Genomic DNA, 22,427 nt, shown 5'->3' with positions numbered 1-22,427 from the left:
CTTCATGTCAGGTTTTGGCGTAAATTACCTAACGCCAATAAAAAAAGAGAGGCTCTGCGCCCCTCTGTCGGATTACATTCCTGTCACGTTCGCAAGCTCTCCCGCTCCTTTATCACCTGCTCAATCCCCAACAGAATCAGCTTCAATCCGAACTCGAACGCTCCGTCGGTCCCCATCAGCTCGAACAGCCCGTTCTTAAACATCCTCCGGAACAGTCCCGCTTCCGACTCGCTCATGGAGTCCAGAAGCCGAATCATCTCCTCGCCCGGAAGCGCTCCCTGATCCTTAAACATAGCGGAGACATTGCGCTCATGCTGGTAATCGTCTAGGACGAAGTAAAAGACATAGTTCACAAGCGTCGTAACCACTTGCATTTTCTGATCTTGCTCAAGCGGCGTCGCTTCCACGCAGAGCAGCATACGGTTGGTGAACCGGATGATGTCCGGTTCATGGGGCAGCGTCATCATCATGAGCTGCGTGGAGCAGGGATACCGGCTGAGCACACTCCGTACCGTTACCGCAAGCTCCGTCAGTTGCTCCTTCCAGTCCCCCTCGGAGTGGAACTCCTCCAGAATCATTTTCGATATCTGGTTGGCCAGACGCTGGTAGAGATCTTGCTTGCTCTTGAAATACCAGTATAGAGAGGGAGCTTGAATGCCCAGCCGTTCGGCCAATCGTCTCAAGCTGAATTTCTCGATTCCTTCCTCCCTCAGAAGCTCCCACGAGGTTTCCAAAATTTTATCTTCCGAAATCTGAGGCTGCTGCTTTTTCATCGGTATCCGCCCTTTTATCTAACAGTGTAAGTTTATGCTTTACAGGTTTATAAGTTCATGATATCATCTAACACTGTAAGGTTCAATCTAACACCGTTAGATAAACAAAACGAAGAAAGAAGTGATCCGCATGGATGCACAAAACCTCCATTACTTTGAAAAAGCGCCGATCTCAAAAGCCGTAGCTCACTTCGCTGTACCGATGATGCTAGGCACGTCGATGAGCGTCATCTATTCCATCTTGAATGCCTATTTCCTTGGTACGCTTCACAATACGGCCATGTTAACCGCACTCGCGCTAACCTTACCGTTATTCGCGGTTATTATGGCGCTAGGCAACTTGATTGGCATGGGTAGCGGCACATTCATCTCCCGTTTGCTGGGAGAGAAAAAATACGATGATGTAAAGCACGTGTCATCATTCGCTTTTTACAGCAGCTTGGTTCTCGGTCTTATCGTGATGGCCGTCGGCCTCCCGTTGATCGATTCCATCGTACATGGCCTGGGGGCAACCGCTGACTCCTTCGGATTCACGAAGGACTATGTCACGATTATGCTTATCGGTTCGCCATTCGTCGTGTTATTCTTCACGCTGGAGAATATGGTGCGCTCGGAGGGTGCAGCAATCACGTCTATGATCGGTATGATTCTCAGCGTTGTCGTGAATATTATTCTCGATGCGCTAGTCATCTTCGTCTTCCATTGGGGCGTGATCGGCGTTGCGTCCGCTACGGTCATTTCTAACTTGGTTGCGAGCGTATTCTACGCCTTCCACATGGGATATAAGAGCCAATTCTTAACCGTCTCCCTAAAATGGTTCAAGGCTAACAAGGACATTCTGAGCAATGTATTCAAAATCGGAGTTCCCGTCTTTGTTATGAGCATCTTCTTGGGCGCAATGTCGCTCATCTTGAACCATTTTCTTGTCGAATACGGGGATCAGTCCGTAGCGGCTTACGGAATTTCATCGCGCTTATTGCAATTTCCCGAGTTTATTCTGATGGGCTTGTGCGAGGGAGTCGTGCCCTTGATTGCCTTCTCTTTTACAGCGAATAAATTACGCATGAAACAAACCATCGGATTCACGATCAAAGCGATTGTGGCGTTAGCAGTGGTATTCGGCGTCATCGTCTATCTGATTTCCGACCACTTAATTGGATTATTTACGAATGACCCGCAATTAATCGAAATGGGAAGTTACATCCTGCATGTAACGTTCTTATCCTTGTTCATTACGGGAATGACCACGTTGTTTACGGGGATCTTCCAAGCAACGGCGCAAGGAACCGCCGCGTTTATTATGTCGGTTATTCAAGGAATTACTCTTATTCCCGTGCTCTACATCGCCAATCGAATGAACGGCTTTCACGGGGTGGTCTGGTCGCTCGTCATTGCGGATGCCGTCGCGTTCCTTGTCGGTGCCACCATGCTGTACGTTCTGCGGAATAAACTGCAGCCGGATTTGGAGAATTTAGTGCAGTAAACCATCGTCTGTTTGGAAAAATCCTCGCAGAAAAGCGCCGGCACACGATGTTATCATGTAACCGGCGCTTATTCGATTGATTCCACCTATACGTTCGTGTCAACTGCGACGAACCGTTCGCTCTATGCCATCGGCGATGACATTGTACAGCTGGTGCGGCAGGTCGTGTCCCATGCCGTCAATCAACATGAGCTCGGCGCCCGGGATGGCAAAAGCCGTGTCCTCGCCGCAAGCCGGGACGAACAGGGGATCGTCCGTCCCATGAATGACTAGTACAGGTGCTTTTATGGTCGCCAGCCGCGGACGACGGTCACCGGAGACGGCGATCGCAGCAATTTGCCGTCCGACGCTGCCTGGATCGTAAGCTCGCCGGACTTCCTCCAGAATGAGCGCCCGATAAGCGTCCTCTTCAAACGGATAGCCGGTACCGGCGATGCGTTTGGCAAAAGAGAGGCTGTGCGCCAAAAATCCTGCTTCATCCTCAAATGGATTCGGCGCCGGCTTAGTCATCATCGCCATGACATCCGGGGAAGCTTGCGGAAGGGCAGGATTACCGGAACTGGACATAATAGAGGTGAGTGATAAAACCCGTTCAGGGTACTCGCTGGCTGCAATCTGGGCGATCATTCCGCCCATCGACCTGCCAACGAAATGTGCCCGATCAATTGAAAGGGCGTCGAGCAGTCCGATAGCGTCGTTGGACATGTCATCGAGAGTGTAAGGGATGTCCGGTCGCCGTCCCGACATGAGAGCAGTCGCCAGTGCGTCGAAATCCAGCGTCCGATGCTGGTTAAAGTGCGTCGAGCAACCTACGTCGCGATTGTCAAAGCGGATCACGCGAAAGCCTCGCGCTGCTAATATCCGACAAAACGAATCCGTCCATCGGATCATCTGGGTTCCAAGACCGGCGATTAGGATAATCACCTCTTCGTTTTCGTTACCGAAACTGTCATAGGCCAGATCGATGCCGTTGACTTTCAGGATGTTCATGATCATGTTCTCCTCCAATTCGGGCGTGAATCTTCGATCGCTGCAGTCCGATGTCCGATACCGGCCAGGTAGTCAGTTCCCTTCAGAGAATGCATTTGCGGCTAGTCTTTTGATATGGTTTCTGATATCAGGTGCCCAGTCATCGATGAAGTCGTAAAAACGATCCAAATCACCCGCATATAGTTCCCGCAGAGCTTCTTCGTATTGAGGGAAGTTCCCGGCCATAGCTGTCATAAAGTGATATGTTGCTTCTTGTGCCTCTCGTACCTTGCTCTCTTTTCCTCCAGCACGGCGAGCCTCATCAACGAGTTTCCGTAATGTTACCGATGCGCCTCCAGGTTGACCCTTGAGCCAATCCCAATGCCGTGGCAATAACGTAACTTCACCGGATACAACCCCCAGCTTGGGTCGACCAACCCGCCGTGTAGGTTCGTGATCCACTTCCGTATCGGGCAAGTCGCCAAACTGTTCTCCTAATCGTTTGAGCACGTCATCTGTCTGCCCACGTAAATCAACATCTATTTGCTTCCCCGTGGAATCGTCAAATATAAGCAACTGCGTGAGATCTCTGTCATCCAGAGAATCCTTCACTGTAGAAACAACTTGATGTAACGAACCACTGGCGACGGCTCCCACACCCAAAAATGCCGTGCAGTAAAAGCGCGTAAGGTCATTTCTCATGCTGTACCTCCTTCCCTGATTGCTCTCGTTAATTATACCCGGGTAAAAATAAAATATCAATATTACCCGGGTGAAATATATTTCACCATTCGTTATGAAGGGAATAAATGCAAAAAACGCGGCCCAAGAGGAACCGCGCACCATTGTATCACTTTCTTTTCAAACAACACCCTTAGGCCATGAGACCGTGAAGCACACCCAGTAAGGAGAAAATAATCAAATGATCGCCGATCGCAATCATAAAAATGCGCTTCTTGACGAGTCCGAACAATGTATTTTTCAGATACACGATGGAAATCAGAATGCCAATGATCCCGCCAACGGCGAGGCCTTCCCGCCAACCGTCAGCGCCGGTCGCTTGAACGAGCATCGCTACGAGAAAGGAACTAATAAAGGCAACGATCGCCGAGATCACATATTTCAGTGCGCCAGGACTTTGATTTTCCTTCCCGACGAAAATGGAATAATAGATCGCTCCAAAAATCATATACAAGATTCCCCCGGCAACAATCGCAAGGTAATTCAATTCGCTCCAATGAATCGACATCCCGTTCTCTCCTTCATGGTTGTATTCCTACAGATTGTACCATATCCGAACGTTGAACGGCCTGAATGGAATCTAGCTCAAGCCGGACCGTCGGCCTCCTCGAAGAACACCTCGTCCTGAAGATCGTTCACGAACTGCTGGAGCCATTCATAGTAGCCGACGGCGTGCTTCAGTTTGTGCAGATCCTGGAGGCAGAGCTTGCGCTCATCGTCCGGCGTGCCGGCGTCCAGAATCACCTCGGACAGTTCCGGAATGGCGGCCTCGATGGCACCTCTCATCACGTCGACCTCGCGCTGCAGCTTGGCGGCGAAGAAGTTGCGGAACGCCTGGAAGAAGTCCGTCTCGGCTTTATACAGGTCCTTCCGTTCCTCCTTCTCTTTCAGCTTGGTCACCATCTTGGAGTCCAGGAGCGACCGGACTGCGTAGCTCATGTTGCTTTTGCTCATGTTCATGTAGCCCTGCATGTCCTCGAGCGTCATCGGCTTATCCTCGAAGTACATGATTCCGTATAGCTGTCCGAACGTATAATTGGCGCCGTACAAGTCCATCGTCTCCGCGATCGCGTCGATCACCTGATGACGTATCGCTTCGCGAGGCAATGACGGCTCCTTTAAGCTGCTGCTTGCTTTTTTCACGAAAAAGCCTCCTCCGCGCTCTGCCCGGCCCGCGCCTTTCGCGCCGATCTGCCGTATTTTACAAAAATTTAATTCTCTCATGATGGAGCATTAACCATACAAACCGCAATTGAACGTACAATAATTTTTGAACAGACAAGCAATCCAGCTTAAATCTATGCCTATTATAACGAAGATTAAGAGATTTTTGAATCTTATTGAAGGAGGGGCTCAAACCATCCATGAGACGGACAAGGCTCGCCTCGGAGGGGAAAGCGCTGCTGTTCACGCTGCCGGCGATGATTCCGCTCAGTCTATTTTGGTTTTACCCGCTAGGCTATGTCATCTACCTTAGCTTCATGGAATGGGACTTCATGAGTCCGGTCAAAACATCCGTCGGGCTCGACAACTATCGGTACTTGTTCGACAATCCGGAATTCTATCAGACGCTTCGAGTCACGCTGCTCTTCTGCGTCGGCAGCGTGTTGCCGGTTATGGTAGCAGGACTCGGGCTCGCCCTGCTGCTAAGCCGCAAGAGAAAGGGCGGCGCGATCTATCGAACGCTGATCTTCTCCCCGTGGGTGACGCCGACCGTGGCCGTGTCCATCGTCTGGTCCTGGATCTACGAGCCGGACGTCGGGCTCGCGAATAACGTGCTGCATGCCCTCGGTTTGTCCGGGATTCGCTGGCTGGAGGACCCGAATTGGGCGCTCATCAGCGTCCTTATCGTCACCGTCTGGAAATCCGCCGGCTGGAGCATGATCTTCTATTTGGTGGCGATCGGCAACGTCCCGCCGGATTACCTGGAAGCAGCCGAGCTCGACGGCGCGAACGGCTGGGACAAGTTCCGCCATGTCACGCTGCCGCTCATCTCGCCGACGACCTTTTTCTTGTTCGTCGTCCTGACGATCTCGTCGCTGCAGGCTTACGACCAGATCAACGTGCTGACGCAGGGCGGACCGGCGGGCTCAACGCGAACGATGCTCTACTTTTACTACTTGTCGGCCTTCGACGCCTTCCAGATCGGGGAAGCTTCCGCCGTAGCCATTCTTCTTATCGTTGGATGCGTCGCGCTCTCCTTGCTATCGTTCGTGATCGGCCGCCGTACCATTCATTACTCCTGATTCTCGAATCGAAAGGCAGGGATATAGATGCACCAACGCAGCGGCGTCCGTCTGCTCTCGCACCTTTTTCTCGCTACAGTCGCCTTGCTTATGGCCTTTCCGTTCTATTGGACGGCGACGAGCGCGCTGAAGACGAACGATGAAATCTGGCAGTTCCCGCCGACGCTATGGCCGCACGCTCCGCTATGGAGTAATTTCGCAGATGCATGGGCAGCCGCACCGTTCGCCCGGTATATTGGGAACAGCATTCTAGTCGCCTCGGTAATCGTCGTCATCCAGATTATCAATTCAGGGATGATGGCCTATGCCATGACGCATATGTCCTTCCGGCTGAAAAACGCATTTACGGCTCTGATCCTCATCGGCTACATGGTACCGGTCACCGCCGTCTATCTGCCCGGTTATATCGTGCTGAGCAACCTGGGCCTGCTAGACTCGTATGCCGGGATTATTCTCTCGAACTGTGTCAGCATTTTCTCGATCTTCCTCATCCGCCAGGCGTTCCTCCAGGTCTCTCACGAGCTGGTTGAAGCGGGACAGATCGACGGCGCTTCGCACCTGCGCATTTTATGGACCATCGTATTCCCGCTCGCCCGCTCCTCCTTTGCGGTGCTGGCGCTCATCACTTTTATCGAGCAGTACAACAACTACTTCTGGCCGATGCTCATCACCAAGAATCCGGACCTGCAGCTCGTATCGGCCGGCCTAAGAAGCTTCTTCGTGCAAGGGGGTGCATACGGGCTCAAATGGCCGCTGATCATGGCCGCCAGCGCATTCACGATCTTGCCGCTGCTTGTGCTGTTCCTGCTGACGCAGAAGACGATCATGCAGAGCGTGAACCTGTCGGCCGGCGCTAGCAAAGGGTAACGCAATCGAAAGAGAGATTCATAAAGAAACGGATAGGAACCTATATCAAAGAAAAGGTGGAGAAAACGAATTATGCTAACGATGAAGAAGACTACGGCAGGATTGGCACTTGCGGCGATTATGGCTTTGACGGCTTGCGGTTCAAACAATACGGGATCGGGATCGGCAGCACCTTCTTCTGAAGTGCCTTCCTCCGAAGCGCCCGCTTCCGCGTCCGAGACGAGCTCTGCATCGGCGGAGACGCCGAAGGAGCCGGTAACGATCGAGTTCTGGTACGGTCTGGGCGGCAAGCTTGGCGAGAACATGCAGACGCTGATCGACAAGTTCAATGCCTCGCAGCAGGAAGTCATCGTAAAGCCGGTCGTTCAAGGCGACTATTCGGAGACGGGGAAAAAGCTTCAAGCGGCGATCGCTTCCGGCACCGTGCCGGCCGCAGTTCTGTCTTCGAACGTGGATTGGGCGCACAAGGGCTACTACGCTTCCTTGGATGAGTTGATCGCTGCATCCGCCGACTTTAACCAAGGCGACGTAATCCCCACCTTCCTCGAGCAAGGCAAAGTGGACGGCAAGCAATACTTCCTGCCGATGTACGGCACGACGCAGGTGATGTATTACCGCAAGGACGCGCTGGAGAAGGCGGGCCTGAAGCCGGAGGACTTTACGACGTGGGAAGCCTTGGCGAAGGCGGCCGAGAAAATGACCGTCAAAAACGGCGGCAAAACGACGTTCTACGGCTGGGAGCCGATGTGGGGCTACGAGAACATGATGGATGCCGTGCTCGGCAAAGGCGGCAAAGTGCTGAGCGATGACGGCAAAACGGTACTCATCGACTCTCCGGAGTGGGTGGATACGTGGGAGTTGTTCCGCAAATGGATTCATGACGATAAGATCATGCGCATTCATTCCGGCGGACAAGGCTGGGAGTATTGGTATAAGACGATCGACGACGTCATGAAGGGCCAAGCGGCAGGTTACACGGGTTCCAGCGGCGACCAAGGCGATCTGGACTTCAAGGTCGTCGGCGCGATGGAACAGCCGGGCTGGGAAGGCGTCGGCGCCGGCAAGCCGGTCGCTCAGGCGATCATGGCCGGTATCCCGTCGAAGGCGAGCGCGGAACAGCAAGCGGCGGCCTTCAAGTGGTTCCAGTACTTCATGAGCGCGGAAAATACGGCGTTCTGGTCGATGAATACCGGCTATATCGCAGTGCGTCAGTCCGCTCAGCAAGATCCGGCGTTCGTGGAATACAGCAAGACGAATCCGCAGATTACGATTCCGCTGCAGCAGGCGGCGCACGGCTCCTCGCCGTTTATGGACCCAACCGGCGGCAAAATCTCCGATGCGCTCAAGGTAGCGGCGGACAACGTTCAAATCAAGAACATGCCGGCTGCTCAAGCGCTCAAGGCGGCTAAGGAAACCGCGCAGCGCGAGCTGGATCGACTGAACAAATAGGAGGAAGAGCATGGCGGTTCTGCATGCGGCGGGCGCGTCCTATCGGATAGACGGCATTCTATTCGATAAGGACGGGACGCTGCTGGACTTCATCTATACGTGGGGGAACTGGAGCGAGCATCTGCTCGCCCGGTTCTCCGCTTCGCTTCTGGAAAGAAAGCTGCCTCCGTTCCGCGTCGATCTGGACGCGCTGTGGGGCGCTTTCCGTTCTGGAGACGGCGTCGTCGTCGACTACGATCGGAACGGACCTCTGGCCATGGGGACCGTGGACGAGATGCTCGCCATTCTAGCTTGGCACGGCTACCGATCCGGCTTGTCCTGGGCGGAGGCGAAGACGCTCGCAGCAGAAGCCAAGCTTAAGGCGGACGAGCAGCTCGAGGCGACGCGTGCGGCCCGTTTGCTTCCGGGCGTGCTGGATTTCCTCGAGGATTGCCGCCAAGCGGGAATACCGCTCGCCGTCGTGACGGCGGACGAGACGGAAGCCGCCGTAAAGCATTTGACGTGGCTCGGGATTCAAGAGCGATTCGATGCGATTGTCGGGACGGACCAAGTCGAACGGGGCAAGCCGTATCCCGATATGGCTCTGCTCGCATGCGAACGGTTGGGGCTGCGCGGCGGGCGATTCGCGGTTATCGGCGATACCAAAGGCGATATGCGCATGGCCAAGGAGGCCGGAGCAGCCGCGGCGATTCTGATCGCCGAACCCTCCGCACTTGACGATAGCTCGAATTTGAACGGAGCGGATGCGGCAGTCGCAACCCTGCATGAGTTGCACATCACGAAGGAAGACAGCCCCACATGAAAGGTGCGACAACCATGGGATGGCTCTTGCTGAGCTTGGCGATCGTCTTCGAGCTCTCCGGCACGATCTCGATGAAGCTTTCGGAGAGTTTTACGCGTCTCGTTCCATCGCTGCTGATGTTTCTGTTCTACGGCATTAGCTTTACATGCCTGAACTTTGCGCTCGCGTATATGCAGGTTGCGGTCGTATACGCCATCTGGTCCGGCGTCGGCATTGTCTTAATTTCGTTGGCGGGCTACATGATTTTCCAAGAGCGATTGCCGCTTAGCTCGATGCTATGGATCGGCATCATCATCGTCGGCGTCATTGGGTTGAATATCAGCAAAAACGGGCATTGATCAATCGATCGGCAGGGGAGGCAAATTCATGAGTCAGAGCGTCAACAAACCTCTACTCGCGTTTCAAGTCATCACCGATACGCATGTGACGGCGGATCCGAACCACCTCTATAACCGGAATTTCGAGCAGGCCCTGAGGGACATTGCGGCCAACTCGCCGGACAGCGTCGGAATCATGCATGCCGGAGACGTGACCGATCATGGGTTTCCAGGAGAATACGAAGAGCTGCGGCGTATAAGCGAGCTCTATAAGGATAAGCTGCCTCCCCTCTATATGGCGACAGGCAACCACGACGTGGGGCTTGGCTTCTGGAAATCGCGCCTCGGGAACTTTCTGGACGCGACGGGCATGCCGGCCGCCTATCACGAACATTGGCTCGAGGGCTATGCTTTCCTTTTCCTCGGGACCGAGCAAGGCTTGGAGCTATTTTGCGATCTGTCCGAGGCGCAGCTCGGTTGGCTGGACGCTAAGTTAGGAGAGGCGGCATCGTCGGGCATGCCGGCGTTCGTTTTTCTTCACCAACCGTTGAAAAACACGACGGCCGGATCGATGGAAGCGCAGAAATGGTACGGCGTGACGCAGGACGACGAGCTGAAGGCGATCTTGGCGAAGTATCCGCGCACCTTCCTCTTTACTGGACACGGTCATTGGGATATGGAGGCCTTGCGCAATCATGTGGACGGAGAGGGCAAGCTACCGGCCATGTTCAATGCGGCATCCGTTGCCTACCTGTGGACAGACGAGGATAAACGAAAAGAAGGCAGTCAGGGCTACTACGTCGAGGTCTACGAGGATCGCGTGCACGTGAAGGGCAGAGATTTCGCTGCGGAGTCGTGGGTGAAGTCGGCGCAATACGAGGTGTCTCTAAGACCGATCATCTCCGTTAGTGGAGGTTGATATACGACTCTCCGCTCCGTCTGTAACGGCAAGTTTAAGGGCCATCCCATGCGGAATGGCCCTTAAACTTGCTTATTGTTCGACCTATTTCATTAAACGCCTGCGTCCATCATGACAGACGGCTGAGTCGCTTGCTCCTTAGCCGGTCGCTTAAGCGTGAACGCTAGCAACAATCCTACAGCCGCGAGGATGGCGATCAACAGATACGCGTTATGAAACGCGTGCGACATCGCATCCGGAATCGGCGCCTCCCCTTGCTTCGAATAATGATTCGTACGGCTGACGAGCAGCGTCGTCAATCCCGCTATAGCGAACGATCCGACGACCTGCTGAGCGGCACTTGTCAACGAGGTCACCTTGCCGACCAGCTCCTTGGGAGCTGCTTGAATTAAGTGCGTATTCAAGGCGATGAAGGACATTCCCATTCCGAACCCGATCAGCGCACGGGGAGCCAAGAATAACCACGGGCTATCGCTAGGATCGATGAGCGAGAACAAGTAGGCGCCCACCGTAATCAAGGCCAACCCGCTGATTACTAACGGACGAGCGCCTATTCGGTCGAACAAACGTCCGCTGAACGGCATCATGGTCGCGGAGGCTAATGCCTGAGGCAATGTCCATAATCCTGCCTCGAACGCACTCATTCCCATCAGACGCTGCATGAAATACGGGACGGCGAAGATCAGTCCGAACATGGTGAACTGTATTACCCATTGCACAACAATCCCACGAGTAAATTGCATGGACCGGAATACCCTGAGCTCCAACAAAGACTCGCTCTTCCGCCGGAGCTCGACGATGACGAACAAGACCATGGCGACGGCGCCTACGGTTAGACCGGCGATCGTCCTCGCGGAAGACCACCCCTCCCCCGCTTCGCTTAACCCGTACGACAGTCCGCCGAAAGCGAATGGCGCAAGCGCGATACCCGCGTAATCGAGCGGCGCCGACGCTTTTTTCGGGAGATTCGGCAAGTACAGAACGCTCATGATCACGCCGGCGATTCCAACCGGAATATTGATTAGAAATATCCATTTCCAATTAACGTAGTCTACTAGATACCCGGATACGACCGGCCCGAGCGCCGGCGCAAGCAGTACCGGCAATCCCATCATACCCATGATCTTCCCCACCGATTCGGGGGGACTGATCCGGTAGGTCATCGCGAAGGCGATCGGCATAACCATCCCGCCGCCAAGACCTTGCACGATGCGGAAGGCGATTAATTGCTCCGCCGTGCCGGCGAACGCGCAAAGAATCGAACCGATGGTGAATAAGATAATGGATACGATGAACGTCTGCTTCGCCCCGAAGCGATCGGAGAACCATCCCGCCATAGGAATCACGACGGCTTGAGCCAACGAATAGCCCGTGATCGTCCATTGAATGAGGCTTAATGAGCTATGCAGATCATCGGCAAGCACCGGAATCGCGACATTGACCGCCGTCGTATCCAAGATCACCATGAACAGCCCGACGACAATAGCGATCAGCGGCGCAAGGAGCGAACGGACAGGCATAGACTCGTTTGCATGAACTTGTGCGGACATGTAAAACTCCCCCAAACATAATCATTTTCTTGCCATAAAAATAGCATATCTCTGCATACAAAGTAAACTATTTTAATAAAAAAAGTTAAATCAATAAATAAAGTTTATAATGCCCGCAAGATGTTCTATACTTAGAGTTGGTTATTCTGGAGGTGTTGCGAAATGTCGGAAACCGTTTGCGATCCGTTATTCGAGAAACGGGAGAAGCTTGTGATGCGCTTGATGCCCTACGTCCAAAAGAATGGCTTCAGTTCGTTAAAAATGGATGATGCGGCCAAATATATGGATATCAGCAAGCCGACGATGTATAAATATTTCGCGTCGAAAACCGAAATCGCGGAATGTCTCATTGATAAATTCGTCATCTACGTGTCCAATCAAATGTTGGCGGAGGCTCCACCTACGCTGTCGTCGGAGCCGCTCTCGCAGCCGTCCGCCGAAGAGCTGAAGTTCTACAACGAGTCTTTCGCCCAAGCGTTCAAGCTCACGATTAAGCTGTCGTTCTACTTGACGGACGTCCTGCTTCAGGATCTGAATGGGACTTATCCCGACTTGTATGCCAAGCTTGCTCAAGCCGTAGAGCTATGCAAGAACAAGCTCGCCGACTACTTCGTCAGCGGCATTGCGCTTAGTGTTTTCTATCCGATCAATGCGCGCATTTATTTGACCCAAGTGGATCTCGTCTTCCGCAAGCTTTTGGATCCCAAGTGGCTGATGCTGCAGAACATAACGATGAAGCAGGCTTTGATGGACTTCTACAAGACGATGAAACACCAGGTTTTCTACGAGAAATGGTTGGACGAAGACAACTCCGCGATGGGCCTCTATTTCGATAAATTGATCACGGGTATGCGTTCATACGATTGATCCCCCACATCATGCGATATATGCGTTTAAGAGCCTCCTTCTCTACTGAAGGAAGCTCTAGATTTTTCTAAGTTGATTAGTCGCCGGCATTACTTCCACAATTGCACTTACCATGCGATAAGTAACGGTACGAGAATTATTGCAATCAAAGAAATAATATTTATTACTTTTATAGTCCTTCTTTTTAAGATCTTGTACAGAATCATATAAATAACAATTCGCCCTGCATATGATAAGGTTCTCCGTATCATCTATAGAGCGAAATCAAAAGGCACCCGGTTGGGTGCCTTTTTCGCGTCATCCCTTTAGAATTTAGAAACTTTATCAAAATGGAAAGTACGCTTGACATTTCTAACGTTGCACGATATATTTTTCATGTAAAGCTAGCTTTCCATAAAGGCGGTGAACGCGTTGAACAACCGTTTAGAAGAAATCCGCATGCAACGCGGAATTAAGCAAGAGGAATTAGCAAAGGCTCTTGAAGTGACTAGGCAAACGATCAGTTCGCTGGAAAACGGACGATATAACCCATCGATCCTTCTAGCGTTCAAGATTGCTCGCTATTTCGGTATGAGTATTGAAGAAATCTTTATTTACGAGGAGGATCAGGTATGAAAAAACCGATTTCGTCTTATTTTTTCGCCGTTATAGGCGTAGGACTACTGGCTAGCGGTGTGTATTTCATCAAGACAATCGAAGACCCGCAAAGTATACTGCGAGCGTTGCTTTATATATGCGTTGGGCTTGGCTGCGGTATTTTCGGTCACGGTATGGGAGAAATAATCGTCCGAATTGCTATGAAGAATAATCCCGCCGTTGCAAAGCAGCTAGAGATTGTCCAGAAAGATGAGCGTAGTTTAGCAAACGCAAACCGGGCAAAAGCGAAAGCCTTTGACTTGATGATTTTTGTGTTTGGGGCCTTAAATATAACAGTTGCCTTGATGGATATCGATTTAACAGTTGTATTGCTTTTGGTATTTGCCTATTTGTTTATCGTTGGATACTGCACCTATTACCGAATCAAGTACCATAAAGAAATGTAATAAATACAAGAATATCTCTTGTCAGAAATCCGTTGAAGCCATAAGCAAGAGCTCAGGCATCCAAATGCCGAAGGAATTCAAGTACACGCTGCAACAATAGCGTCGTCGCGTCAGCGTCATATGAAGGCAAACTGCTATCTGCGAACAAGTGTTGATCTCCCGGATACAGGAAGAGTTCGGCATGATCGGCGGTCGTCACGAGCTCGCGTGCCGCCTCAATGTCGCCCTCATCAACGAAATAGGGATCCCCGTCCATCCCATGAATCTGCACCGGCAATTCCGCTGGCCAGGGAGACCCGAACATCGAAGTCGGAACGCAAGAATAAAACAACAATGCACCGCGAGATCCTTCACGAGTCTGAGCGAGCTTTTGGGCCGCAACCACACCGAGCGAAAACCCCGCGTAAACAATCTCATGCGGGAACTCACTGGCCACACGAATACCTCGCTCGGTTATCTCTTCGAAGCCGATCTCATTGACATAGGCCATGCCATCTTCGATCGTGGTAAACAAATGACCGTCGAAAAGGTCTGGAACGTGAACAGTATGTCCCGTCCCTCTCAGCTCGTCGGCGAAAGCATGAATACCCTTTGTCAGTCCCAATGCGTGGTGTAATAAAAGTATCTCTGCCATTTCTTTCCCCTTCCAGGAACAGAGTAAAATTTTCTGCAACGCTGCGCTTAATACGATTATTACGATTACCGAACACAAAAACAAGGCTGCTTTGAAATGGACTTCAAAGCAGCCTTGTTTAATTTCCCTTACTTGTCCTTTTGCGCCAACATTCTCAGTAGCACCGTTACCGACTCTGCTCTCGTCGTTTTATCGCCAGGAGCAAATACGTTCACGCCTTTACCTCTGATTATATTTAGCTTTCTCATGGCCCCAACCGCCCCCTTCGCCCAGACCGCAATGTCTTTGTCGTCCGCGAAGTCTGTTGCCGTTGTTGATATAACCGGCTGTCCCAACGCTTTGGCAATCATTACCGCCATTTCCAAACGCGTAATTTCGGCGTCCGGACGGAAAGTGCCGTCTTTATAACCTGTGAGGATGCTCGCTTGTACCACTTGCGCGACCGATTTCTGCGCCCATGACCCGATTTTCCCTTTATCGGTAAACGCCAGTTCGGATCCATCCCCTTGCAGCTTGAGAGCATTCGCCAGCATAACCGCAAATTCCGCGCGGGTTACAATACGGTTCGGATTGAACGTACCGTCCGAATAGCCGCTGACGATGCCGGCGCTCACCGCTTGCTTGATGCTCGCCTCAGCCCAGTGTCCGGAAATATCGTTGAAGTTGATCGGCTGCTTCGTGTCTGTCGTCGAATCCGGATTTTGCCCTTCGCCGAGTACCGCATACTTCGTGAAGTGGTTAACTTTTACGGTGATGGTATTGCCGTTTACCGTACCGCCGACTTTCACCCATACCTTCTTCGCTTCGTCATAGTAGAATACGGAAGGCTGTTGACCTTTGCCCAAGCTTTTCGGATCGAAAGTAAAGGTCAGCGTGATCTCCTTGCCGAAGTTCTCTGGGAAATTCTTCAGAATTTCGAATACCGGGCTGGCCAGAACATCGTTTTTCGTGAGCAACTTTTGAGCGTCCGCCACGATTTGAATCGTTAATTTCAGCTCTTTGCCCAAAGCATCGGCAGGAATCGTGATGTTGATTACATCGCCCAAGCTAACTTTACCCGTTTTGCCGACGGGGAGAGTCAGCGTACCGTCTGTCGAGATCACTGTATCGTTTGAGGACGTAGACGGTGGAGCGCCGCCCGCAGGATTGAGCGTCCACTTCGCGTACAGAGTCTTATTTGTCGTGACCGAAGCGGTGAAATCGAACGGCGTCGCCAACTCGCTGTCGCTGTACCACCCGCCGAACGTATTCCCGCTTTTCGTCGGATCCGTCGGTTTTGTAGCCGTACCGTTATCGTTCACCGTCTGGATGCCCACTGCCGAACCGCCGTTACTGTTGAAAGTAACCGTATGAGTATTGGCCGTCCACTTCGCGTACAGAGTCTTATTTGTCGTGACCGAAGCGGTGAAGTCGAACGGCGTCGTCAACTCGCTGTCGCTGTACCACCCGCCGAACGTATTCCCGCTTTTCGTCGGATCCGCCGGTTTTGTAGCTCTATCGTTATAATCTACCGGCTGGTCGCTAATCGCCGTACCGCCATTACTGTTAAAACTAACCGTGTAAGTGTTGATCGTCCACATCGCATATAGCGTGACGTTGGACGTACTCATGGTGAAAGTCGACCCTGCGGCGTAGCTCGTTCCGCTGCCGTTCGCTGCCGTATTCCAGCCGTTGAACGTGTAACCCGTCTTCGCCAAGGTTCCGATATTCCCGTACACCGTAACCGTATCGCCTTGCGCATAGGGGCTACTGTCGGCCGGCGCGTTGCCGGATGCGCCATTGCCGTTATACGTCACCAAATATGCCGGAACTACGGTTAGGGTATACGTTATTTTCGTGGTTCCATCCCGCCCGGTAACAATGACCTTTTTACCCGTTGCCAAAATTGTAGCTTCGGTTATACCGTCCTCGTCATACACCTTAAATGTTGCATGCTCATCAGTCGGCCTGATCGCTGCCTTGAACTCATCTAACGTTGTGGCATGCGGAATGTCCGTAATGCTTTCATCCGCGGTTCCATCCGTACTTACCGTGCCGATCGTCGAGGTTAACGTTGCGTCCGCGTTCAGCGTTTGAACAGGGAGTTCATCGCTTTGCTCCGATTCGCCGATTGCATTGAATGCGCTCACCGTAAACGTATAAGAGGTATTCGGCGTCAATCCGCTCACCGTATGGGAAGTACCTGTCACAGCGGTAATTGCCGTACTGTCTCCATTCTCGTAGAGATAATAGCCGGTCGCTCCGGTTACGGCATCCCATGACAGCGTAGTCGAATCGAACGTGGTGCTGCCAGCCTGCAGATTCGCAGGCGTTCCGGGAGCGGTTAACTGTACGACACCGTTCACTCCCGCTGCGTACAGCGTTCCGCCGATTTCCAGCAGCGCATGTAGTTGGCTCGGCGATCCGCTTACTTGTTCCCATGTGCCGTTGCTGTACGACCATACGTCGTTGCTGCCGTTATCAGTCCCCGCGAATAGCTTACCATTGACGATTAGCAAAGCATTCACATCATTCGGTGCATTGCTGGTCGTCATTTGCGTCCATTCGGGTGTAGTCGCGCTAGTGTCGTAGGTCCATACGTCATTGCCGCCGTTAAAAGTCCCCGCATAAAGCGTGCCATTGACCTCGAGCAAGGAAGTCACGGTACTCGGCGCATGGCTGGCCGTCATTTGCGTCCATTCGGGCGTAGTCGCGGAAGTATCGTAAGTCCATACGTCATTTTCATCGGGGGTAGCATTCCCCGCATAGATCGTGCCGTTCACATTAAGCAACGTATTCACGTAACCCGGCATATGGCTTGCCGTCATCTGCGTCCATTCGGGCGAAGTCGCGGTAGTATCATATGTCCAAATATCATTGCTGCCGTTATTCGTCCCCGCATACAGCGTACCATCGACATTGAGCAAGGAATATACGTTACTTGGCGCATGGCTTATCGTCATCTGCGTCCATTCGGGAGTCGTCGCGGTCGTGTCATAAGCCCATACGTCATTGTCATTGTCGTCATTACAAGTTCCCGCGTACAGTGTACCGTTCACATCGGTCAAGGCATACACATAGCCCGGCGATCCGCTCATCTGCGTCCATCCGCCTCTAGTCGTATACGCCCAAACGGCATTAGTTTCTTTATTTAGCCCTGCATACAGTGTGCCATTGGCACTGTACAAGGTATTGGTATCGCCTGGCAAAACGCCCATCTGTGTCCACGTGCCGTTACTGAACGTCCATACGTCGTTGCGTCCGGTCTGCGTCCCTGCATACAACGTCCCGTTGTCATCGAGCAAGGCATATACACTGCCCGGTGCGCCGTTCATCTTCGCCCAACCGCCGCCAGTCGTGTACGTCCATACGTCGTCGTAACCGGACCCGGAGGCAGTCCCCGCATACAGCGTGCCGCTCGCGAAGCGCAAGGTTTTCACTCTGGCCGGTGCACCGGTTATTGGCGTCCATGTACTGTTGCTGTTATTGTACGTCCAAACGCTGCGGTTGTCTCCGATTGGAGTCCCCGCCGCATACAGCATGCCGTTTACATTAACCAACGAAGCTACATATTTGGGATTGCTAACGCCGTTGCTTATTTGCGTCCAGCTACCGTTACTGTTCGACCATACGCCGTTGCTTCCAGTCCCTGCATATAGCGTGCCATTAATATACGTCAAGGCTTGTGCATCGCCCGGCGAACCCATCATCTTCGTCCAACCGGCAATAGCCGTATACGTCCATACGTCGTTGCTAGAGCCGTTCGAAGCCCCCGCATAAATCGTGCCGTCTACATCGATCAAGGAATACACATTGCTCGGCGAGCCGGGCATCTCCTTCCATCCATCACTAGCCGTGTACATTGATACGTTGTTGCCGTCACCCCAAGCCCCCGCATAAAGCGTGCCATCCGCATCAACGAGCAAGCTTCGCACTCTGGCCGGCGAGCCGATCATCTGCGTCCAAGTGCCGTCGCGGTTCGACCATACGTCGTCGCTTCCGTTCCCCGTCCCCGCATACAACGTGTCATTCGATTTGAGCAACGTTTGCACGTTCGCCGGCTGTTCGGTTTGTCCCACCGCCGCCCAATCTGAAGAGGTCGCATGGACTGTCTTTCCTGCACCCATGAATGGGGCGAACATGAAGACCAGCAAACATGCCAGAGCTATTTTCCCGGATCGAAAAAAACCTATCTTGAGTCTTGATGCCAATCGTTTCATAAATTGTATACACCTCTTGATTCGTAATAATAATTGCAACCGGCAATTTAGCAAGATGACTGCTAACGACAAATCGCGGTAGGTTCCTAGCCTTGCTTGTCGAACTTTGCTACTTTTGTCCTAATATAAGACGATTTCAACGCAAAAAAAATCCCCCATCTAAGGGGGAGTAACGATAAAATATTGGGGGATATCCCCCTAGCCAATATTTATCGTATAATTACAACCAATTTAACTGTTTTCCTTGCTCCAGTGCCTGTTCTCTGCTGTTCACATGAAGTTTTCTGTACATGCTTTTCAGATGGCTCTTGACCGTTTCGGCCGTGATTTGAAGCTGTTCGGCGATCTGTTTATTCGAGAGCCCCATGTCGATCATCCGTAATATTTTTAATTCCTGCTTCGTGATAAGGGCTCGCACGCTTGCCGTCTCATTCATATGATCCGACATCAACAGAAGCAATTCCCTGGCGTAGAGTAGGCCCGCAGACTTCCGGTTAGGGTTGATCTGCCTTTGCCGGATATATTCGCGCAGCAGTTCTTCCATCTTTGCCCCTTCATCCAAGAAACTGCGGATGTATTTCCCCGGTTCCGCCAACTGGAGTGCCGCTTCCAGCTTCATTACCGCGTTCGACCTATCTCCTTTTCGATAAAAAGCCATGCTTTGCAGGATGGTCACCTTAACCTTATCCCAGGTCCGATCAGCTTTATTGACAAGCAGGTATAACTGTTCCAGCAATTGCAAAGCTTCATCGACATCCCGGCGTTCCATAAGCGTACTTGCCAAAATAAGATATTCTTTAATCGGACCGAGCGGGATCGTATCGGTATGCTTAATACCGCATGTTTGCAGCCAACGCTCATCGGAAGAACCGTTCGCAAGCGACAAATACGCCTTCTCCGCCTCTATCCTCCGCATAAACATGCTTTTATCCACGGAATCGATCTTAGATTTAAGCCCTTCAAGCAAATCAATCGCTTTGGCTGAATCCCCTTTAGCCTGACAGATCCGCGCTGCATTAACGGTAGCGCTCAACTGAATAAGAGCATAAGGCTGCATGCACGTTGACCGCAGTACCCTCTCCGCATATTCTTCGGCCTCATCCAAACGGTTCCATTCATATAACAGCAAACTGTACGTATTGTAGAAAAAGCCGACGTAGGGGTAATTGTCTCTATCTTCCCATACTTTGATCCATTTATTGAAGAATCTCTCCGCATCATGCAAATCATTGAAAAAGCTCAATAAGGTATCGAAATACATCGAATACGAGTTCGCTTCGATCATCTGGACGTAGTTGCCCTCCGGCGAATGCCGATCAAAAATCTCGAAATATTCATTCGCTCGTCGAAAGTCTCTTCGGTAAAAAGAAACGGCCGCTGACAAAAAATGAACGGTTCCTGCGTAAGGTTTCCATTCCGGGTTCGAGAGCTTGTCCTCCATTAGGCGAAGTCTTGTTTGCGCCAACTCCAACTCATTGGTTTCCACCATGACTTTGACATAAAGAAACTGAATTCTCGGCTTTCCGGTAAAACAGGACTCCGGCAGATCGCGCAACCATCGATAAAGCACTCCCCTCTTTGCATGAAGGTTCGGCAGGTGTTTGTCAATTAACGCGCTTGCTTCGAAATGATGCCCGTCCATGAACAGTTGCTCAATCGCTTCTTCCAGAAACCCGTGCTCCTCAAGCCAACGGGCTGCCTTGACATGCAACTCCTTCGATTGTCCCGCATACTTCTTCCGAAAAAGCCTCCGTAAAAACTCGGAAAACAAATGATGATAGCGATACCACTCCCGCTGATCATCCAACGAAACGATGAACAAATGATGCCGTTCCAGCCGTTCCAGCATCTCCTGACAATTCGCTTGTCCGGTAACCGCCTCGCACAACGGGCCGTTTATCCTGTCTACGATCGAAGTTGCCAATAGAAAGGACTGAACCTCGCTCGGCTGGAGACTAAAAACCTCCTGAAACAAATAATCGGATATGTTGCGGTGCTCCCCGCTAAAGGCGCGGATAAAATCAGAATAATTGTCGCTATTTTGCAGCGAAATGGCCGCAAGATACAGTCCGCTGATCCATCCTTCCGTGCGGTCGACCAGCACGGCTATCTTGTCTCCCGATAGGGGTAATCCTAAGCAATCCTGAAAGTAACGAATTCCATCCGCTAGTTGAAATCGCAGCTCCTGAATCGTGATTTTCACCATTTGGCCAGTCGTCTGCAGCCTTGCCGTAGGAAAGGGCATTTCAGCCCGGCTTGTTATATAGAGGTGGATGTGAGCGGGCAAATAAGCAAGAAAATAAGCCGCCGAAGCGTGAATGGAGGCAAGATCGATCGCGTGGTAATCGTCCCAAACCATGACCAATTCATCCGCGTAGCCGTCAAGCTCGCGAATCATGGCCGAGATGAAAGGCTCGAACGCTCCCGTCTTTAAGGATGACAAATACGGGGTGACCGCTTCCGCGAATTGGGGGTTCTTACTATTGACTGCAGCGATCGTATAGCTCCAAAAGGCAATTAGATCATTATCCTGAGGGCCCAAGGAAACCCATACGGCAGGTATGGCGGACTGCTGGAGCCACTGACTCAAAGCCGTTGTTTTGCCGTACCCCCCGGGAGCCGTTAAGGATGTAAGTTTGCTCTTTAATCCTTTATTTAATAGCTCGGTGATCGCCGCTCGCTCGACAAGGTCATCGCGCCGCGTTTGCGGGATATGAAGTTTGGTACTCAGAATCATGGATCCGCACCTCGGATTTGGCTGTTAACATCTATCCTTCATTATATCTGATTTCTAGTGAAGGGTTGCTAAATAAAAAGAGCTCTATTCTCTAGAGTAAAACAACTTCAATATAGAACCATGATAATCCTTAAAATCAATATGTCCCCCTAAAAAATACCCAATCGAAATAAAAATCGCACACCAGCACAGGGCTCCCAAGCCCGAGTAGCGTATATATTTCCGTGGGTTCATTCCGCTCATCCCTGCCAGGTAACAAGTCAGATGGCGGAGCCCTGGAATATAGTAGCCGATGCATATTGCCCAGGGGCCGTAACGCTCGAACCAGCTCTCTGTTTTCTCTATCCTTTTGGGCGTAAGCCTGACCCATTTTCCATACTTCCACAGCAACGGCTTGCCGAACTTCCGCCCAAGAGCGTAACTGCACAGCATGCCACTCATAGCCCCGAGGACGCTGATCACAAGGGATACCGGGAAGTAAAGCAGTCCAATTGAAGAAAGATAGCCAACAATCATCATGAGGATCTCATCAGGCACAGGCAAACCAATAATGCCAAGTGTAAGGCATAGGAAGATGGCAAAATAACCGTATTGGATAACGATATCTTGTATGAAAGCTATGATGTCCACACTCCAGTTCTAATGGTGTTGGGCAAGAGTCGAGCTTGTCCCTGTACGCTGCGAAGCATCTCGTCTCCTGAATGATTCATGCCCTTTCACGTATATTAATGCCTCCCTTGTCAATAAACCTAGTGCCGAATTGTCACATGACGCTTTCAAAGCGGCTCGATGTCATGGATGACGAAATGCAACTTGTTGGTGTGATAACTC

Annotated in this window: 20 protein-coding genes; 10 read left to right on the top strand and 10 right to left on the bottom strand. The window is 51.7% G+C overall.

What is annotated here, in order from left to right; all coding sequences use genetic code 11:
- Positions 1-83: 83 nt before the first annotated feature.
- Entirely contained in the window at positions 84-773 is a 690-nt protein-coding gene (locus tag D7Z26_RS16700) for a TetR/AcrR family transcriptional regulator (RefSeq protein ID WP_120978129.1), read from the bottom strand.
- A gap of 130 nt (positions 774-903) precedes the next feature.
- Between D7Z26_RS16700 and D7Z26_RS16695 the strand changes: the two genes are divergently transcribed.
- Complete coding sequence (locus D7Z26_RS16695; protein ID WP_120978128.1) at positions 904-2,256, top strand: MATE family efflux transporter; 1,353 nt, start codon at positions 904-906, stop codon at positions 2,254-2,256.
- A 99-nt stretch (positions 2,257-2,355) separates the two neighbouring features.
- Here the strand turns inward: D7Z26_RS16695 and D7Z26_RS16690 are convergent, their stop codons facing one another.
- The 4 genes from D7Z26_RS16690 to D7Z26_RS16675 all read right to left on the bottom strand — a co-directional run bounded on the left by D7Z26_RS16690 (position 2,356) and on the right by D7Z26_RS16675 (position 5,109).
- Entirely contained in the window at positions 2,356-3,246 is an 891-nt protein-coding gene (locus D7Z26_RS16690) for an alpha/beta fold hydrolase (protein WP_120978127.1), read from the bottom strand.
- 72 nt (positions 3,247-3,318) lie between these two features.
- A complete protein-coding gene (locus D7Z26_RS16685; protein ID WP_120978126.1) occupies positions 3,319-3,927 on the bottom strand; it encodes a DUF2239 family protein in 609 nt (202 codons plus the stop codon).
- Positions 3,928-4,099: 172 nt separating this feature from the next.
- The gene (locus D7Z26_RS16680; RefSeq protein WP_120978125.1) at positions 4,100-4,474 is read right to left on the bottom strand and encodes a DUF1761 domain-containing protein; all 375 of its coding nucleotides are present in this window, start codon (positions 4,472-4,474) and stop codon (positions 4,100-4,102) included.
- A 77-nt stretch (positions 4,475-4,551) separates the two neighbouring features.
- Positions 4,552-5,109 (bottom strand): GbsR/MarR family transcriptional regulator, encoded by a 558-nt coding sequence (locus D7Z26_RS16675; RefSeq protein ID WP_120978124.1) that lies wholly within the window; start codon positions 5,107-5,109, stop codon positions 4,552-4,554.
- A gap of 221 nt (positions 5,110-5,330) precedes the next feature.
- On the opposite strand from D7Z26_RS16675, the gene D7Z26_RS16670 reads away from it, so the two are divergent.
- From D7Z26_RS16670 to D7Z26_RS16645, 6 genes are all read left to right on the top strand, one after another.
- A complete protein-coding gene (locus tag D7Z26_RS16670; protein WP_120978123.1) occupies positions 5,331-6,212 on the top strand; it encodes a carbohydrate ABC transporter permease in 882 nt (293 codons plus the stop codon).
- A gap of 27 nt (positions 6,213-6,239) precedes the next feature.
- Positions 6,240-7,079, top strand: coding sequence for a carbohydrate ABC transporter permease (locus D7Z26_RS16665; RefSeq protein WP_120978122.1), 840 nt, complete (start codon positions 6,240-6,242; stop codon positions 7,077-7,079).
- A 72-nt stretch (positions 7,080-7,151) separates the two neighbouring features.
- Entirely contained in the window at positions 7,152-8,528 is a 1,377-nt protein-coding gene (locus tag D7Z26_RS16660) for an ABC transporter substrate-binding protein (RefSeq protein ID WP_120978121.1), read from the top strand.
- Between the two features lie 10 nt (positions 8,529-8,538).
- Positions 8,539-9,330 carry an HAD family hydrolase gene (locus tag D7Z26_RS16655; RefSeq protein ID WP_120978120.1) on the top strand — a complete coding sequence of 264 codons (792 nt, stop codon included), beginning with the start codon at positions 8,539-8,541 and terminating at the stop codon, positions 9,328-9,330.
- The gene (locus D7Z26_RS16650; RefSeq protein ID WP_233566985.1) at positions 9,327-9,668 is read left to right on the top strand and encodes a DMT family transporter; all 342 of its coding nucleotides are present in this window, start codon (positions 9,327-9,329) and stop codon (positions 9,666-9,668) included. The genes D7Z26_RS16655 and D7Z26_RS16650 overlap by 4 nt, the downstream gene beginning before the upstream one ends.
- Positions 9,669-9,696: 28 nt before the next feature.
- Positions 9,697-10,566 (top strand): metallophosphoesterase family protein, encoded by an 870-nt coding sequence (locus tag D7Z26_RS16645; protein ID WP_120978119.1) that lies wholly within the window; start codon positions 9,697-9,699, stop codon positions 10,564-10,566.
- Between the two features lie 92 nt (positions 10,567-10,658).
- Here D7Z26_RS16645 and D7Z26_RS16640 read toward each other — a convergent pair whose 3' ends face one another.
- The gene (locus D7Z26_RS16640; RefSeq protein ID WP_120978118.1) at positions 10,659-12,116 is read right to left on the bottom strand and encodes a DHA2 family efflux MFS transporter permease subunit; all 1,458 of its coding nucleotides are present in this window, start codon (positions 12,114-12,116) and stop codon (positions 10,659-10,661) included.
- Between the two features lie 162 nt (positions 12,117-12,278).
- On the opposite strand from D7Z26_RS16640, the gene D7Z26_RS16635 reads away from it, so the two are divergent.
- The 3 genes from D7Z26_RS16635 (at position 12,279) to D7Z26_RS16625 (ending at position 14,026) form a co-directional block, all read left to right on the top strand.
- Entirely contained in the window at positions 12,279-12,983 is a 705-nt protein-coding gene (locus D7Z26_RS16635) for a TetR/AcrR family transcriptional regulator (RefSeq protein WP_120978117.1), read from the top strand.
- 411 nt (positions 12,984-13,394) lie between these two features.
- Positions 13,395-13,598, top strand: coding sequence for a helix-turn-helix transcriptional regulator (locus tag D7Z26_RS16630; RefSeq protein ID WP_120978116.1), 204 nt, complete (start codon positions 13,395-13,397; stop codon positions 13,596-13,598).
- On the top strand, positions 13,595-14,026 hold the full coding sequence (locus tag D7Z26_RS16625) for a hypothetical protein (protein ID WP_120978115.1): 432 nt from the start codon (positions 13,595-13,597) through the stop codon (positions 14,024-14,026). The genes D7Z26_RS16630 and D7Z26_RS16625 overlap by 4 nt, the downstream gene beginning before the upstream one ends.
- Before the next feature lie 52 nt (positions 14,027-14,078).
- On the opposite strand, the gene D7Z26_RS16620 is transcribed toward D7Z26_RS16625, so the two are convergent.
- The 4 genes from D7Z26_RS16620 to D7Z26_RS16605 form a co-directional block, all read right to left on the bottom strand.
- Positions 14,079-14,660 carry a dienelactone hydrolase family protein gene (locus D7Z26_RS16620; protein WP_120978114.1) on the bottom strand — a complete coding sequence of 194 codons (582 nt, stop codon included), beginning with the start codon at positions 14,658-14,660 and terminating at the stop codon, positions 14,079-14,081.
- Positions 14,661-14,788: 128 nt separating this feature from the next.
- Positions 14,789-18,859, bottom strand: coding sequence for an InlB B-repeat-containing protein (locus D7Z26_RS16615; RefSeq protein WP_120978113.1), 4,071 nt, complete (start codon positions 18,857-18,859; stop codon positions 14,789-14,791).
- Between the two features lie 220 nt (positions 18,860-19,079).
- Positions 19,080-21,596, bottom strand: a complete 2,517-nt coding sequence (locus D7Z26_RS16610) for a LuxR C-terminal-related transcriptional regulator (protein WP_120978112.1) — start codon at positions 21,594-21,596, stop codon at positions 19,080-19,082.
- Between the two features lie 84 nt (positions 21,597-21,680).
- Entirely contained in the window at positions 21,681-22,217 is a 537-nt protein-coding gene (locus D7Z26_RS16605; protein WP_120978442.1) for a DedA family protein, read from the bottom strand.
- Positions 22,218-22,427: the final 210 nt, after the last annotated feature.

The organism is Cohnella endophytica, assembly GCF_003628305.1.
GTDB lineage: Bacteria > Bacillota > Bacilli > Paenibacillales > Paenibacillaceae > Cohnella > Cohnella endophytica.
Note: the sequence above shows the minus strand (reverse complement) of the source record. Positions and strands in the feature narration are given on the sequence as shown.